Source organism: Stenotrophomonas oahuensis, assembly GCF_031834595.1.
GTDB classification, from domain to species: domain Bacteria; phylum Pseudomonadota; class Gammaproteobacteria; order Xanthomonadales; family Xanthomonadaceae; genus Stenotrophomonas; species Stenotrophomonas oahuensis.
This window is the reverse complement of record NZ_CP115541.1, coordinates 4,534,874-4,550,315: the sequence shown is the minus strand read 5'-3', so window position 1 is coordinate 4,550,315 and position 15,442 is coordinate 4,534,874. Positions and strand designations below refer to the sequence as shown.

10 protein-coding genes are annotated in these 15,442 nt (G+C 66.2%); 5 read left to right on the top strand and 5 right to left on the bottom strand.

Annotation, left to right across the window (positions count from 1 at the left end; all coding sequences use genetic code 11):
- Positions 1-114: 114 nt before the first annotated feature.
- From PDM29_RS20290 to PDM29_RS20270, 5 genes are all read left to right on the top strand, one after another.
- Positions 115-2,394 (top strand): thiamine pyrophosphate-dependent enzyme, encoded by a 2,280-nt coding sequence (locus tag PDM29_RS20290; RefSeq protein WP_311191824.1) that lies wholly within the window; start codon positions 115-117, stop codon positions 2,392-2,394.
- Positions 2,395-2,397: 3 nt separating this feature from the next.
- The gene (asnB, locus tag PDM29_RS20285; RefSeq protein ID WP_311191823.1) at positions 2,398-4,341 is read left to right on the top strand and encodes an asparagine synthase (glutamine-hydrolyzing); all 1,944 of its coding nucleotides are present in this window, start codon (positions 2,398-2,400) and stop codon (positions 4,339-4,341) included.
- A 177-nt stretch (positions 4,342-4,518) separates the two neighbouring features.
- On the top strand, positions 4,519-5,076 hold the full coding sequence (locus PDM29_RS20280; protein ID WP_311191822.1) for an NADPH-dependent FMN reductase: 558 nt from the start codon (positions 4,519-4,521) through the stop codon (positions 5,074-5,076).
- 259 nt (positions 5,077-5,335) lie between these two features.
- Positions 5,336-6,760 (top strand): replicative DNA helicase, encoded by a 1,425-nt coding sequence (locus PDM29_RS20275; RefSeq protein ID WP_311191821.1) that lies wholly within the window; start codon positions 5,336-5,338, stop codon positions 6,758-6,760.
- A gap of 182 nt (positions 6,761-6,942) precedes the next feature.
- Positions 6,943-7,155, top strand: a complete 213-nt coding sequence (locus PDM29_RS20270) for a hypothetical protein (RefSeq protein ID WP_311191820.1) — start codon at positions 6,943-6,945, stop codon at positions 7,153-7,155.
- 120 nt (positions 7,156-7,275) lie between these two features.
- Here PDM29_RS20270 and lpdA read toward each other — a convergent pair whose 3' ends face one another.
- The 5 genes from lpdA to PDM29_RS20245 all read right to left on the bottom strand — a co-directional run bounded on the left by lpdA (position 7,276) and on the right by PDM29_RS20245 (position 14,969).
- A complete protein-coding gene (lpdA, locus tag PDM29_RS20265) occupies positions 7,276-8,712 on the bottom strand; it encodes a dihydrolipoyl dehydrogenase (protein ID WP_311191819.1) in 1,437 nt (478 codons plus the stop codon).
- Between the two features lie 61 nt (positions 8,713-8,773).
- The gene (sucB, locus tag PDM29_RS20260; RefSeq protein WP_311191818.1) at positions 8,774-9,970 is read right to left on the bottom strand and encodes a dihydrolipoyllysine-residue succinyltransferase; all 1,197 of its coding nucleotides are present in this window, start codon (positions 9,968-9,970) and stop codon (positions 8,774-8,776) included.
- A 42-nt stretch (positions 9,971-10,012) separates the two neighbouring features.
- On the bottom strand, positions 10,013-12,844 hold the full coding sequence (locus PDM29_RS20255; RefSeq protein WP_311191817.1) for a 2-oxoglutarate dehydrogenase E1 component: 2,832 nt from the start codon (positions 12,842-12,844) through the stop codon (positions 10,013-10,015).
- A gap of 186 nt (positions 12,845-13,030) precedes the next feature.
- Positions 13,031-13,558: a DUF7931 domain-containing protein gene (locus PDM29_RS20250; RefSeq protein ID WP_311191816.1), complete on the bottom strand. Its 528-nt coding sequence runs from the start codon at positions 13,556-13,558 to the stop codon at positions 13,031-13,033.
- A gap of 1 nt (position 13,559) precedes the next feature.
- Positions 13,560-14,969, bottom strand: coding sequence for a ribosomal protein uL16 3-hydroxylase (locus PDM29_RS20245; RefSeq protein WP_311191815.1), 1,410 nt, complete (start codon positions 14,967-14,969; stop codon positions 13,560-13,562).
- Positions 14,970-15,442 lie beyond the last annotated feature (473 nt).

The window sequence follows — 15,442 nt, the reverse complement described above, 5'->3', positions numbered from 1 at the left end:
GGGCCAAAACCCCCGGCCTTTTTTGTTGCGCCTGCTCTTGGCAAACCCGAACCCCCTATGGCCTGATGCGGCGAAAGGTCGTCTACGTCCGCAACACGTCACGGAGGGTGATGGATGTTTGCCGTGGTTCCCGATCCGATTCCGGCCCGCATGAAGGGCCTCAACCGCGCTGAAATCTGCGACACCAATTTCATCGAGTTCGTCCGCCACTGGCAGGGGCAGCCGACTCCCCGCCCGGCACCACACGCACCGATCCTGCCCGGCAGCACGCTGGACGCGGCCAGTTTCGACGCCCTGTTCGAGTCGCAGCTGATCAGCCGCCACCTGGACCTGATGGCGCGGGTGTTGCGGGTGCAGAACAAGGTCTTCTACACCATCGGCTCGTCCGGCCATGAAGGCAATGCGCTGGTCGCGCGCGCGGCCCGGCACACCGATCCGGCGTTCCTGCACTACCGCTCCGGCGCGTTCATGGCCGAGCGCTTCCGCAAGTTGCCGGGTATGGATCCGGTCATGGATTCGGCGCTGTCATTCGCCGCCAGCCGCGACGATCCCGCCAGCGGCGGCCGGCACAAGGTCTGGGGTAGCAAGCCGCTGTGGGTGCTGCCGCAGACCTCGACCATCGCCTCGCACCTGCCCAAGGCGCTGGGCACCGCGCTGGCGATCGAAAGCGCACGCCGCATCGGCCACGCGCTGCCGATCCCCGAAGACAGCGTGGTGATCTGCTCGTTCGGCGACGCCTCGGCCAACCACGCCACCGCGCAGACGGCGTTCAACACCGCTGCCTGGGCGGCCTACCAGCGGTTACCCGCGCCGATTCTGTTCGTGTGTGAGGACAACGGTATCGGCATTTCGGTGAAAACCCCCACCGGTTGGATCGCCGACAGCTTCCGCCACCGCCCGGGCCTGGATTACTTCCACGCCGATGGCCTGGATCTGGCCGACGGCCACGCCCAGGTCGAGCGCGCGCTGGAGCACTGCCGCTACACCCGCCGGCCAACCTTCCTGCATCTGCGCACCACGCGGTTGATGGGCCATGCCGGGACCGATTTCGAGATCGAGTGGCGACCGCTGGCGGAACTGTGCGCGGCCGAGGCCACCGACCCGCTGCTGCGCTCGGCGCAGATCGCGCTGCAGTCAGGCTGGCTCAGCGCCGACCGCATTCTGGAACGTTACGAGGCGATCCGCGCGCGCTGCTTCGCCGCCGCCGAAGCGGCTGACGCGCGTCCCAAGCTGGACACGCTGGAGGAGATCATCGCGCCGTTGGCACCGTACAGCCCGGGCGCCGTACATGCCGAGGCAACACGCCCGGCACCGCCCGAGGAGCGAGAGCAGGCGTTCGGCGGCGCCGCGGCGCTGCCCGAACTGCAGCCCCCACGTCACCTCGCCGTGCAGATCAACCAGGCCCTGCACGACCTGCTGTGCAAGTACCCCGCCGCGCTGCTGTTCGGTGAGGACGTGGCGCAGAAGGGGGGCGTGTACACGGTCAGCAAGGGCCTGTTGAAAGCTTTCGGCCCGCGCCGCGTGTTCAACACGCTGCTGGATGAAACCATGATCCTGGGCATGGCGCAGGGGCTGGCGAACCTGGGCATGCTGCCGATACCGGAGATCCAGTACCTGGCCTATCTGCACAACGCGGCCGACCAGCTGCGCGGTGAGGCCTGTTCGCTGCAGTTCTTCTCCAACAACCAGTACCGCAACCCGATGCTGGTGCGCATTGCCGGGCTGGGCTACCAGAAGGGCTTCGGCGGGCACTTCCACAACGACAACTCGATTGCCGCGCTGCGCGACATTCCCGGGTTGGTGGTCGGTTGCCCGTCGCGCGGTGATGACGCGGCAATGATGCTGCGCACCCTGGCCGCGCTGGCGCAGGTGGACGGCCGCGTCGCGGTGTTCCTGGAGCCGATTGCGTTGTACATGACCAAGGACCTGCATGCCCCGGGCGATGGCCAGTGGCTGTTCCCGTACCCGCCGCCGGACCAGGCGCTGGTGCTGGGCGAGGGCCGGGTGTATCAGCCTGAAGCCAGCGACCTGGTGATCTTTACCTATGGCAACGGCGTGCCGATGAGCCTGCGCGCCGCCGCACGCATCGAACAGGAACACGGCTGGCAGGTGCGGGTGGTGGACCTGCGCTGGCTGGTGCCGCTCAATGCCGGTTTCATTGCGGCACAGGCCGCCGACGCACGGCGGGTGCTGGTGGTGGACGAGGGCCGGCACAGCGCGGGGGTGGGTGAGGGGGTGATCACCGCGCTGGTCGAGGCCGGCCTGGGGCACCTGCCGCTGCAGCGGGTCAGTGGGGCGGATACCTATACCCCGCTCGCAGGGGCAGCAATGTGCGTGCTTCCAAGCGACAATGCACTGGTAAGCGCCGCGCGGGTGTTGGCGCAGGAACACTGACTGATGTGTGGATTGGCAGGCATGCTGTTGGCGGCCCCGGGAACGGAACAGGCCGCGCTGGAACACCGGGCGGGGCAGATGGGCGATGCCCTGCTGCACCGCGGACCGGATGATCGCGGGGTCTGGGCCGATGCAAGCGCCGGCATCGCCCTGGCGCATCGTCGGCTGAGCATCCTGGACCTGTCGCCGCTGGGTCATCAGCCGATGGCGTCGGTCGACGGGAGGTATGTGCTTGCCTACAACGGTGAGGTGTACAACTTCGCCGCGCTGCGCGCAGAATTGGAAGCGCTGGGCCACAGCTTCCGCGGCCATTCGGACACTGAAGTGCTGCTGGCCGCGTTTGTGGCCTGGGGCGTGGACGAAACCCTGCAGCGGGCCAACGGCATGTTCGCCATCGCGCTGTGGGACCGTACCGATCAGTGCCTGTGGCTGGCCCGCGACCGGGTCGGCAAGAAGCCGCTGTACTACGGCTGGGCCGGCGACACGCTGGTGTTCGGTTCCGAGCTGAAAGCGCTGTGGCAGCACCCGCAGTTCGACAACGACGTTGATCGCGATGCACTGACCCTGCTGATGCGGCTGGACTACATTCCGGCCCCGCACTGCATCCATGAGCGTTGCTTCAAGCTGATGCCCGGGCGCGTGCTGCGCCTGGATGCGGCGGCGGTGGCGGCCGGTGCTGCCGCGCATCGCCCGGACCAGCAGCAGCTGCCGTTCTGGAATGCGCGTGAGCGCATGCAGCACGCGCTGGCTGCGCCGTTCGCCGGCAGCGACGACGATGCCGAGTTCCAGCTCGACGGCCTGCTGCGCGACGCGGTGGGGCTGCGCATGGTGGCCGATGTGCCGGTGGGCGTGTTCCTGTCCGGCGGCACCGACTCGTCCGTGGTGGCCTCGCTGATGCAGGCGCAGTCGTCCACGCCCATCCACAGCTTCAGCATTGGTTTCGAGGGCTCGGACCACGATGAAGCGCCGTTGGCCAAGGCGCTGGCCGGGCATCTGGGCACCGATCACACCGAACTGTATGTCAGTGGCGCGGATGCGCTGGCGGTGGTGCCGCAACTGCCATCGATGTTCGACGAACCGTTCGCCGATGCCTCGCAGGTGCCGACCGCGCTGGTGGCGAAGCTGGCCCGCGGTTCGGTGACGGTGGCGCTGTCCGGCGATGGTGGCGACGAACTGTTCTTTGGCTACAGCCGGTATCAGCGTGCGCTGCGCAACTGGAATCTGCTCGGCCGCGTACCGGCCCCGCTGCGGCGCTGGATGGCCGCCCATGCGCACACCCAGGGCGAGGCCTCGCGCACCGGCGGCCTGGCCGCGTTGCTGGCCGAAACCGGCGCACGTGGCATCGGCGATGTGTACCGCAACCGCATTTCGCGCTGGCGCGACCCGGTGGCTGCGGTGATCGGAGCGAAGGGGGCGGGCAGTTTCTACGACCTGGCCGATCCGCTGCACGGTGCCGGTTCGCCGGCCGACGCGATGATGCTGGCTGACTTCAGCACCTATCTGCCGGATGACCTGCTGTGCAAGGTGGACCGCACCAGCATGGCGGTCAGCCTGGAGGCGCGTGCGCCGTTGCTGGACTGGCGGGTGGCCGAGTTCGCGTGGTCGCTGCCGCTGCATCTGAAGCAGCGTGATGGGGTCAGCAAGTACCTGCTCAAGCGGGTGCTGGGCCGCTATGTGCCGCAGGACATGGTGCACCGGCCCAAGCGCGGTTTTGGCGCGCCGGTGAGTGCGTGGCTGAAGGGCGACCTGCGCGGCTGGGCCGATGACCTGCTGGACCCGGCGCGGCTGGCGGGCGAGGGCGTCTTCCAGGTGAATGCGGTCGCTCCTTTGTGGCAGCAGTTCCAGCAGGGCGAGCGCAAGTGGCACACCCATCTGTGGAACGTGTTGATGTTCCAGGCCTGGCAGGGGCATTGGAGGCAGGTGCGGGCGGCCGTAGCACACGGTTGACCCGGTGCCGCGATGGCGCGCATGGCGCGTTCACGGGCGCAGGATCATGGCGTTGACACGCATGGCGTGTCACTACGACCCTTGGTCGCTCGATCCGTAGTGACGCGCCATGCGCGTCATCGCGGCCTTCACCGGCACGCCCATACGCTGACCGTTCCCTCAGAACGGACCACCCCCATGGCCACCCCCAAGATCGCCGTCCTCGTCGGCAGCCTGCGCACCGGCTCGCACAACCTCGCCCTGGCCCACGCCCTGGAAAAACTCGCCGGCAACAAAGCCAGCTTCGACTACGTGCAGATCGGCAACCTGCCGCTGTACAACCAGGACTTCGACAAGCACTACCCGGCCGAGGGCGTGCGCCTGAAAGGCCAGATCCGCAGCGCCGATGCGGTCCTGTTCGTCACCCCCGAATACAACCGCTCCATCCCGGGCGTGCTGAAGAACGCCATTGACCTGGCGTCGCGCCCCTACGGCGACAGCGCCTTCGCCGGCAAGCCGGCCGCGGTGGTGGGTGCCTCCATCGGCGTGATCGGCACCGCACTGGCCCAGCAGCACCTGCGCAACGTGCTGGCTTACCTGGACATGCCGGTGCTGGGCCAGCCGGAGGTGTTCCTGCATTTCAAGGAAGGCCTGATCGACGCCGACGGCGAGATCGGCAACGACAGCACCCGTGGCTTCCTGCAGGGGTTCACCGACAAGTTCCTGGCGTGGATCGCCACGCACCACGGCGGGTGATCCCGCCCGGCGCACGACCAACGGTATGCCCGTCAATGCCGGGCACCCCTTCGGGGCCGTCGCGATGCGACGTTACTCGCGGCGATGCCGCTCGTTGCGTGCGCCACCGTCGTTCACCCACCCCGGGTAGGGCACGACCGTTGGTCGTGCCGGCCGCCGCGCCCGATTGCCCACTGCTTATCCACAAGGTTATCCCGGCTGTACCCGGCGGTTGGCGGTACCATGTAGCACGCTCCACGCCGCAGGAACCCCGTCCTACATGTCCGCCCGCTCCGGCTTCCGTAACGACCGCAAAGAACGCGGCGACCGCTTCGACCGCGATGATGCGCGGATCGACCAGCTGCGCGTGCCGCCGCATTCGATCGAAGCCGAACAGGCGGTACTGGGTGGCCTGATGCTCGCCCCGGAAACCTACGACCGGGTCAATGAGCAGCTCAACGACGGCGACTTCTACCGCCGTGACCACCAGATGATCTACCGCGCGATCCGCGAGCTGTCCGAGCGCGATCGCCCGTTCGATGCGGTGACCCTGGGTGAGTGGTTTGAATCGCAGGGCAAGCTCGAGCTGGTCGGCGACGGCGCGTACCTGATCGAGCTGGCCAGCACCACGCCGTCTGCGGCCAATATCGGCGCGTATGCGGAAATCGTGCGCGACAAGGCGGTGCTGCGGCAGCTGATCCAGGTCGGTACCGATATCGTCAACGACGGCTTCCAGCCGGAAGGTCGCGACAGCTCCGAGCTGCTCTCGGCCGCGGAAAAATCCGTGTTCGCCATTGCCGAGCAGGGCGCGCGCGGCCGCACCGACTTCGTGGCCATGCCCGGCGCGCTGAAGGATGCCTTCGAAGAGCTGCGCAACCGCTTCGAGAACGGCGGCAACATCACCGGCCTGCCGACCGGCTACGCCGACTTCGATGCGATGACCGCCGGCCTGCAGCCGACAGACCTGATCATCCTGGCGGCACGTCCGGCCATGGGCAAGACCACGTTCGCCCTGAACATCGCCGAGTACGCGGCGATCAAGTCGAAGAAGGGCGTGGCGGTGTTCTCGATGGAAATGTCAGCCTCACAGCTGGCGATGCGTCTGATCTCGTCCAATGGACGCATCAACGCCTCCCGCCTGCGTACCGGCCAGCTGGAAGACGAGGACTGGAGCCGGGTCACTGGTGCCATCCGCATGCTGAAGGAAACCAAGATCTTCATCGACGACACCCCGGGTGTGTCACCGGAGATCCTGCGCTCCAAGTGCCGCCGCCTCAAGCGCGAGCACGACCTGGGCCTGATCGTGATCGACTACCTGCAGCTGATGAGCGTGCCGGGCAACAGCGAAAACCGTGCGACCGAAATCTCGGAGATCTCGCGTTCGCTCAAGGGCCTGGCCAAGGAACTGAACGTGCCGGTGATCGCGCTGTCGCAGTTGAACCGTTCGCTGGAAACGCGAACCGACAAGCGCCCGGTGATGGCCGACCTTCGCGAATCCGGCGCAATCGAGCAGGACGCGGACATGATCGTGTTCATCTATCGCGACGATTACTACAACAAGGAAAACTCGCCGGACAAGGGCTTGGCCGAGATCATCATCGGCAAGCACCGAGGCGGCCCGACCGGCTCGTGCAAACTGAAGTTCTTCGGCGAGTACACCCGGTTCGACAACCTGTCGCACGATTCGGTGGGTTCGTTCGAGTGATGTCGGTCGCACGACGAACGGCCGCACGACCAACGGTCGTGCGCTACCGGTAGTACCGACCGTTGGTCGGTACGGGGCCTTCATCGGCCCATTCGGGGTTTCGTCGCGAACCCCTTGCCCCGGTGGGGGCGGGGCGGCACTTTGGTCCCACGCGGCAAGCCGCCGCGCAAGGAGCCCCCGTCATGAAGACCCTGTTCGCGCTCGGCGTATGGTGCCTGCTGTTCGTGCTGTGCTGGCCGCTGGCGATCCTGGCCCTGCTGGCCTGGCCGTTAGTGTGGCTGCTGAGCCTGCCGTTCCGGCTGGTTGGGATCACCTTCTCGGCCCTGTTCGCGTTCCTGCGCGCGATGTTCATGCTGCCGGCACGGATGCTGGGTGGCGGACGCGCGATGGCGTGATTGCGCCGCACGACCAACGGTCGTGCGCTACCGGTAGGTGCCGACCGTTGGTCGGCACCCGCATGACCCACAAAAAACCCCGCCGAGGCGGGGTTTTTCGTTACACCACATCAAGACCGGTCAATTGGCCTTGTGGATGGCGCGCTTGCTCACGGCCATGGCGGCGTCGTGGACCACTTCCGACAGCGACGGGTGCGCGTGGCAGATGCGGGCCAGGTCGTCGGCCGAGCCGCTGAACTCCATGGTCAGCACACCTTCGTGCACCAGCTCGGAGACGTTGGCACCGACCAGGTGCATACCGAGGATGCGGTCGGTTTCAGCGTGGGCCAGCACCTTGACGAAGCCAGCCGGCTCGATCATGGCGACGGCACGGCCGTTGGCGGCGAACGGGAAGCTGCCGGCCTTGTACGGAATGCCTTCGGCCTTCAGCTGCTCTTCGGTCTTGCCCACCCACGCCAGTTCCGGCTCGGTGTAGATGACCCACGGAATGGTGTCCATGTTGACGTGGCCCGGCAGGCCCGCGATCAGCTCAGCTACCGCGATGCCTTCCTCGAAGCCCTTGTGCGCCAGCATCGGGCCGCGCACGCAGTCGCCGACCGCCCAGACGCCGTTCACGCCGGTGTGGCAGTGCGCGTCCACTTCGATCTGGCCACGCTCGTTGACCTTCACGCCGGTGCCTTCGGCCAGCAGACCCTTGGTGGCGGCGCGACGGCCGACGGCCACCAGCAGCTTGTCCACGGTCAGGCTCTTTTCGCCTTCGGCGTCGGTGTAGGTCAGGGCGACTTCCTTCTTCTTGCCCTTGCCGGTCACTTCAGCCTTGGAGACCTTGGCACCCAGACGGATGTCCAGACCCTGCTTCTTGAATTCCTTGGCGGCGACCTTGCTCACTTCGGCATCGGCTGCGGCCAGGAAGGTGGGCAGGGCTTCCAGGATGGTGACTTCCGCGCCGAGGCGCTTCCACACGCTACCCAGTTCCAGGCCGATCACGCCGGCACCGATGACGGCCAGGCGGGCCGGCACTTCGGTGAAGTCCAGGCCGCCGACGTTGTCGACGATGGTCTCGCCGTCGAACTTGGCGAACGGCAGTTCGATCGAGTCTGAACCGGCGGCGATGATCACGTTGGTGCCCTTCAGCTCGACGACTTCGCCGTCATGCTGGGTGACCTTGACCACGTTGCCCGGCTGCAGCTCGCCGAAGCCGTAGTAGGCGGCGACCTTGTTGGCCTTGAACAGCATGGCGATGCCGCCGGTGAACTGCTTGACGATCTTGTCCTTGCGGCCAACCATCGCCTCGACGTCCATCTTGGCGTCCTTGAAGCTGATGCCGTGGTCGCCAAAGATGTGGCCCATGTTCCAGTACTGGCGCGAGGAGTCCAGCAGCGCCTTGGACGGAATGCAACCCACGCGCAGGCAGGTGCCACCCAGGGCCGGCTTGCCGTCCTTGCCCAGTGCGGCGTCGATGCAGGCGGTCTTCAGGCCCAGCTGGGCGGCGCGGATGGCGGCGTGATAGCCGGCCGGGCCGGCACCGATGACGACGACGTCGAATTGTTCAGCCATTGATAGTTCCTTGTTGCTTTACCAGAACCCCTCCGTGCGGACACGGAGGGGCGGGAAGGTCTTACAGGCCGAACAGCATGCGGCCCGGGTTTTCCAGCTGGTTCTTGATGTCCACCAGGAACTGTACCGAGTCCTTGCCGTCGATGATGCGGTGGTCGTAGGACAGCGCCAGGTACATCATCGGCGCGATCACGACCTGGCCGTTCTGGGCGATCGGACGCTCCTTGATGGCGTGCATGCCCAGGATGGCGCTCTGCGGCGGGTTGATGATCGGGGTGGACAGAAGCGAACCGAAGGTGCCGCCGTTGGTCACGGTGAAGGTGCCGCCCTGCAGTTCGTCCAGGCCCAGCTTGCCGTCACGGGCCTTCTTGGCGTACTCGGCAATGGTCTTTTCGATGTCGGCGAACGACATGCGCTCGACGTTGCGCAGGACCGGGGTCACCAGACCCTTTTCGGTCGACACGGCGATCGAGACGTCGGCGTAGCCGTGATAGATGATGTCGTCACCATCGATCGAGGCATTCACCAGCGGGAAGCGCTGCAGCGCATTGGCGGCGGCCTTCACGAAGAAGCTCATGAAGCCCAGCTTGATGCCGTGGGCCTTGACGAACTCGTCCTGCAGTTCCTTGCGCGCGGCCGACACCTTGCTCAGGTCGACTTCGTTGAAGGTGGTCAGCATGGCGGTGGAGTTCTTCGACTCCATCAGGCGTTCGGCGATGCGCTTGCGGATGCGGGTCATCGGCACGCGTTCTTCCGGACGTGCGCCACCGGCCTTGCCGGCACCGCCGTTACGGGCGAAGTTGACGATGTCTTCCTTGGTGACTGCGCCGCGACGGCCGGTGCCGTCGACGTCGGCCGGGTTCACGCCTTCGGTGATGGCGCTGAAGCGGGCACCCGGGGGCAGGGCATCGGCAGCCGACTTGGCGGCCGGAGCCGGAGCAGCGGCAGCAGCCGGTGCGGCAGCGGCCGGAGCCGCGGCCTTCGGGGCTTCCGCGGCCGGAGCCGGCGCAGCAGCAACCGCGCCTTCTTCGATGATCGCCACGACCTGGCTGGAGGTCACGGTGGCACCCACTTCGAACTTGATTTCCTTCAGCACGCCATCAACCGGCGACGGCACTTCCAGAACGACCTTGTCGGTTTCCAGATCCAGCAGGTTTTCATCGCGCTTGACGGCATCGCCGACTTTCTTGTGCCAGGTGGCGATGGTGCCGTCGGCGACGGATTCGGGCAGTACCGGGGCTTTGACTTCGGTGGCCATGCGGGAGCTTCCTGATTTGTCTTTTCTAGAAATGAGTGGGGGTTATTCAGCGACAACGTCGTTGAACGGGTTGACCAGGGCATCGGCGACCAGCTTCTGCTGCTCGATGATGTGGTCAGCCATGTGACCGGCGGCCGGCGAAGCCGAACGCGCGCGACCGGCGTAGTGCAGGTTCTGGCCGTCGGCCAGGCAGAACTGCAGGTGGTGGCGGATTTGGTACCACGCACCCTGGTTCTGCGGTTCTTCCTGCGTCCACACCACGTCGGTGGCCTTGCCGTACTTCTTCAGCTCGGCGGCCAGCAGCGCGCGCGGGAACGGATACAGCTGTTCCACGCGGATGATGGCAACGTCGTCCTGGCCGCGCTTGGTCTGGTCTTCAAGCAGGTCGTAGTAGACCTTGCCCGAGCACAGCACCACGCGCTTGACCTTCTTGGCGTCCGCGTTGGCATCGCCGATCAGGTGCTGGAACTCGCCGTTGGCCAGTTCGTCCAGGGTCGACACGGCCAGCTTGTGGCGCAGCAGCGACTTGGGCGACATCACCACCAGCGGCTTGCGGGTGGTCAGGTGCAGCTGGCGACGCAGCATGTGGAAGGCCTGCGCCGGGGTGGAGGGCACCACCACCAGCATGTTTTCCAGTGCGCACAGCTGCAGGAAGCGCTCCAGGCGCGCCGAGCTGTGTTCCGGGCCTTGGCCTTCATAGCCGTGCGGCAGCAGCAGGGTCAGGCCGGAGATACGGCCCCACTTGGCTTCACCGGCGGCGATGAACTGGTCGATGACCACCTGCGCGCCGTTGGCGAAGTCACCGAACTGGCCTTCCCAGATGCACAGGGTGTTGGGATCGGTGGTGGAGAAGCCGTACTCATAGGCCATCACCGCTTCTTCGCTGAGCAGCGAGTCGATCACCGCGACCTTTTCCGGCGAATCCACCAGCTGCCGCAGCGGCAGGTAGTAGTTGTCGGTCTTCTGGTCGTGCAGGATCGCGTGGCGGTGGGTGAAGGTGCCGCGGCCCACGTCCTGGCCGACCAGGCGCATGGCGTGGCCTTCGTCGAGCAGGGTGGCGTAAGCCAGGTTTTCCGCGAAGCCCCAGTCGCCCGGGATCTCGCCGGCGGCCATCTTGCGACGGTCGTCGTACACCTTGGCCACGCGCGAGTGCAGCTCCACTTCGGCCGGCACGGTGTTGATCATTTCGGCCAGCTGCTTGAGCTTGCCCATCTCGACCTTGGTCGAGACCGGGTCGGACAGCTTGCCTTCCAGCAGTTTCGGCCAATCAACGAACAGCGGGCTGGTCGGCGGGGTCTTTTCGACCTTGGCAAGCTCGGTGGTGACTTCACCGGCATCCAGCTTCTCGCGGTAGGCATCGACCATGGCCTTGCCGGCACCGGCGGCGATCACGCCGGCCTGTTCCAGCTGCGCGGCGTACAGCTCGCGGGTGGTCTGGTGCTTGCGGATGACCTGGTACATCAACGGCTGGGTGATCGCCGGTTCGTCGGCTTCGTTGTGACCCCAACGGCGGTAGCACATCAGGTCGAGGACCACGTCCTTGGCGAACTTCTGGCGGAAATCGAATGCCAGCTTGGCCGCGAACACCACCGCTTCCGGATCGTCGCCGTTCACGTGCAGCACCGGTGCGGCAATCATCTTGGCCACGTCGGTCGCGTAACGGGTGGAGCGGGTGTCTTCCGGGTTGGAGGTGGTGAAACCGACCTGGTTGTTGACCACGATGTGCACGGTGCCGCCAACGGCGAAGCCGCGGGCCTGCGACATCTGGAACAGTTCCATGACCACGCCCTGGCCGGAGAAGGCCGCGTCGCCGTGGATGAGGATCGGCATGACCTGCTTGCGCGCGGTGTCCTTGCGACGCTCCTGGCGCGAACGCACCGAGCCGGCAACCACCGGGTCAGCGATTTCCAGGTGCGACGGGTTGAACGCCAGCGCCAGGTGGACCGGGCCGCCATCGGTGGCGACGTCGGCCGAGAAGCCCATGTGGTACTTCACGTCACCGGCCGAGGCGTGCTCGTCGTGCTCGAACTTGCCTTCGAATTCGTCGAACAGCTTGCGCGGGTTCTTGCCCAGGGTGTTGACCAGCACGTTCAGGCGGCCGCGGTGGGCCATGCCGATCACCACGTCCTTGACCCCGTCCTTGCCGGCGTCACGGATGATGGTGTCCATCATCGGAATCAGCGCGTCGCCGCCTTCCAGCGAGAAGCGCTTCTGGCCGACGTACTTGGTGTGCAGGTAGCGTTCCAGGCCTTCGGCGGCGGTCAGGCGTTCCAGGGTGCGGCGCTTGGTGTCCGCATCGAGGTTGTAGTTGCCGCCGGCCAGTTCGAGGCGCTGGTAGATCCACTGGCGCTGCTCGACCTCGGAGATGTGCATGAACTCCGCACCGATCGAGCCGGTGTAGGTCGCCTTCAGGCGCGCCAGCAGGTCGCGCAGCTTCATGCGCGGCTGGCCACCGACACCGCCGGTGCTGAACTCGGCGTTGAGGTCGCCTTCGGACAGGCTGTGGAAGGGCAGGCCCAGATCGGGCGAGTTCACGGCCTGGGCCAGACCCAGCGGGTCGAGCTTGGCGTCCAGGTGGCCGCGCGAGCGGTAGGCCGTGATCAGGCGACCGACATTGCGCTCGCGTTCGTCGCCTGCGCCAGCGCCGGTACCGGCCTTGAGGGCGTCCTTGGCGGCGTCGGCAATGTGGGCGATGACGGCCGAGTGCGGAATGTCACCTGCTTCGCGGCCCTTGAAGCCGTCGAAGTAGGTCTTCCATTTGGGATCGACACTGTCCGGAGAAACGAGGTACTGCTCGTACAGATCCTCGACATAGGAGGCGTTGCCGCCGGCGAGCTGCGATGACTGCGCAAACTGCTTCAGTAGATTGTCCACGATGGAGGGTCGGATTCGCTTGTGGGGGTAAGTCTTCGATGATCCGGCAGGACAAATGTGAATAGCCCTGCGCGGGCGGTATCTAACCACCAAATTGTACCCCCATCAGGACAGGAAGGGGCAGCAAACGGGACTTTCCGGGGCTTGCGGTGTCATTCCCAGACAGGTTCGGCCCGGTCTTCGGGACTACAGGCCGAGTGCGCGCAGCTCGCTGCAATCACGCGAACGTTCCCATACGCGCTGCAAACCGTCCTGCAACGGTCGCGAACGTGCCGGCAGCGCGAGGCCGGCTTCGCCGTCGAGGCGATGCCCGCTCAGACGAAAGTAGTAGTCGCCCACATCATTGAGCAGACAGGCCGAGGCCACTGCCCGGTCGAGCGGGTCGGTGACCTGGCGCACCCGGAACACGGTGGGCAGCCGCTGGATCAGCCCCAGCAGGGGAGACCCGGCACTGGCGATGGCGCTGGCGTCATGGACGATCAGGCAGACCTGCTTGTCGTGACGGGCGGTCGCGAAGCGGCGCAGCGCCTCCAGCACCGGCGGGGCATCCAGCAGGCCGGGGTCGAGCACGCGGCTGTGGATCCACAGCTGGCGGCGGGCCCGCTGCACCAACGCTGTCGTGATCGCCACGGCCTGGTCGGCCGTGTCGATGCTGCCCGCCCCGGCGAACAGGCGGGCAAGCTCCGGCAGCAGTGGTTCGCCGGCGGTTTCCATGTCAGCGCTGCGGCTCGTAGGCGTCGTCGCTGTCGTCGCTGTCGTCGCTGTCGTCGAACTCGACGATGACTTCCACGCCGTCCTCGTGGATGGTGACCTCGTGGACGTCGGCTTCCAGGTCAGCGTCTTCCAGCACCTCGACGGTCTCGGTGGCGTCGACGATCTCGTAGCCTTCCTCGATGTCGTCTTCTTCGTCGAAGGCGCTGGGATCGATCAGCTGGTAGTAGCCGCCGGCGACCAGGTCCTGCACCGCCACGCGGCCCTTGGCGGAGAGCTTGCCGTAAGTGCCGGCATCCAGCTGTTCCAACGCGGCCAGGGCCTGGGCGTCCTTCACCGACAGGGCGAACTCCAGCCCGCTGCAGTACAGGCTGGCCCCGCGGCTGGCGCGACGCCAGGCCAGTCGGGCCCAGGGGTGGCGGCCGAGCACGAAGCCGCCGGCCAGGGCCGACTCGATCTCTTCAGGCGGCAGCGGTTCGCCATTGGCGGTGACTTCGCCGGCGGCGCGGTAGGTGGTGATGAAGCGGCCGAACCAGTCGCCGAGGCGGTCGGGGTCGTTCATGCGGATGGCATTGAGCGCGGCCACGACCCGGTTCATGGCGACGGTGTCGATCTCGTTGGGATCTTCCGGCACCTTGAGATCGGGGTCGTGATACCGGATGTCCTCACTGGCATCCATGATCAGGGTGTCGAGGTAGTCGCTGATGAGTTCGGCGGCGGCGGGGGCGCGCATGCCGAACGAGAAGGTCAGGCAGGGGTCTTCGGCCACACCGTTGTGGGGCACGTTGGGCGGCAGGTACAGCATGTCGCCGGGGGCGAGGACCCAGTCGTGGGTAACCTTGAAGCGCTTGAGCAGCTTGATGTCGACGTCATCGCGGAAGTCCAGCGGCGGACGCTTGCCGTTGATGGACTCGCTGGCATCGATCTGCCAACGTCGGTGGCCGTAAGCCTGCAGCAGGAACACGTCGTACTGGTCGACATGGGCCCCGACGGAGCCGCCGGTGGCGGCAAAGCTGATCATCACATCGTCCATGCGCCAGCGCGGCAGGAAGTCGAAGTGCTGGATGAGGGCGCGCACATCGGGGTCCCACTTGTCGACGTCCTGCACCAGCAAGGTCCAGTCGTGGTCGGGCATGCCGGGGAAATCTTCTTCCTGGAAGGGGCCGGTACGCACGGTCCAGCCGTCGGTGGCACGATCATGGCTAATCACCCGGGCCGGCGCGGTCTCCTCGCAGGCCAGGCCCGCCAGGTCTTCAGGCTGCACGGGCGTTTCAAAGTCAGAAAACGCCTGGCGGATCAGCAACGGCCGCTTCTGCCAGTAGTCGCGCAGGAAGGTGGCGGCAGGCATGCCTAGCGGCAGCCCAGGCCGGGCCTGGACTTCAATAACAGGAGTTTTGGTCTTGCGCACAGCCATGGGGGAAATCCTTGCAGGGTACCCCCCTATTGTCCGCTGCTTCTGGGTTCACTGCACCTGCGGTGAGATGTCGCGTACAGCCGGCGCTTGCGTTGCTATCGGCTGGGCTAGGACGGGGCAGCCCCCATCGGGACACGCCGTGAACCCATCCATGGGGGCTTGTCGAAAACATCCATGTTTTCAACAGTCCCGATGGGGGCCACCCCGTCCTACCCCCGATGGTTCCACGCAGGCGGACGGAAGAGCAGAGGTCTCTGGCAGCTGTTTTTGATCTCCTGTGGCCGCCGATTCACTGTCGAGGGGCCGGGGGATGGGGGGTACGGGACCGTCAAAAACATGGATGTTTTTGACGAGCCCCCATGGATGGGTTCACGGCGTGTCCCGTACCCCCCATCCCCCGGCCCCAAACACGTAGACCGTCAGCCCAAGGCTGTTCGCGCAAAAAAACAGGGCACCGGAAACCCGATGCCCTG

What these genes read in the sequence shown, in the direction of transcription:
- PDM29_RS20275 (WP_311191821.1), top strand. Translation starts at nt 5,336, where the DNA reads ATGTCCGCCCGCTCCGGCTTCCGTAACGACCGCAAAGAACGCGGCGAC.
- PDM29_RS20250 (WP_311191816.1), bottom strand. Translation starts at nt 13,558, where the DNA reads ATGGAAACCGCCGGCGAACCACTGCTGCCGGAGCTTGCCCGCCTGTTC.
- PDM29_RS20290 (WP_311191824.1), top strand. Translation starts at nt 115, where the DNA reads ATGTTTGCCGTGGTTCCCGATCCGATTCCGGCCCGCATGAAGGGCCTC.
- sucB (WP_311191818.1), bottom strand. Translation starts at nt 9,970, where the DNA reads ATGGCCACCGAAGTCAAAGCCCCGGTACTGCCCGAATCCGTCGCCGAC.
- PDM29_RS20245 (WP_311191815.1), bottom strand. Translation starts at nt 14,969, where the DNA reads ATGGCTGTGCGCAAGACCAAAACTCCTGTTATTGAAGTCCAGGCCCGG.
- asnB (WP_311191823.1), top strand. Translation starts at nt 2,398, where the DNA reads ATGTGTGGATTGGCAGGCATGCTGTTGGCGGCCCCGGGAACGGAACAG.
- lpdA (WP_311191819.1), bottom strand. Translation starts at nt 8,712, where the DNA reads ATGGCTGAACAATTCGACGTCGTCGTCATCGGTGCCGGCCCGGCCGGC.
- PDM29_RS20270 (WP_311191820.1), top strand. Translation starts at nt 6,943, where the DNA reads ATGAAGACCCTGTTCGCGCTCGGCGTATGGTGCCTGCTGTTCGTGCTG.
- PDM29_RS20280 (WP_311191822.1), top strand. Translation starts at nt 4,519, where the DNA reads ATGGCCACCCCCAAGATCGCCGTCCTCGTCGGCAGCCTGCGCACCGGC.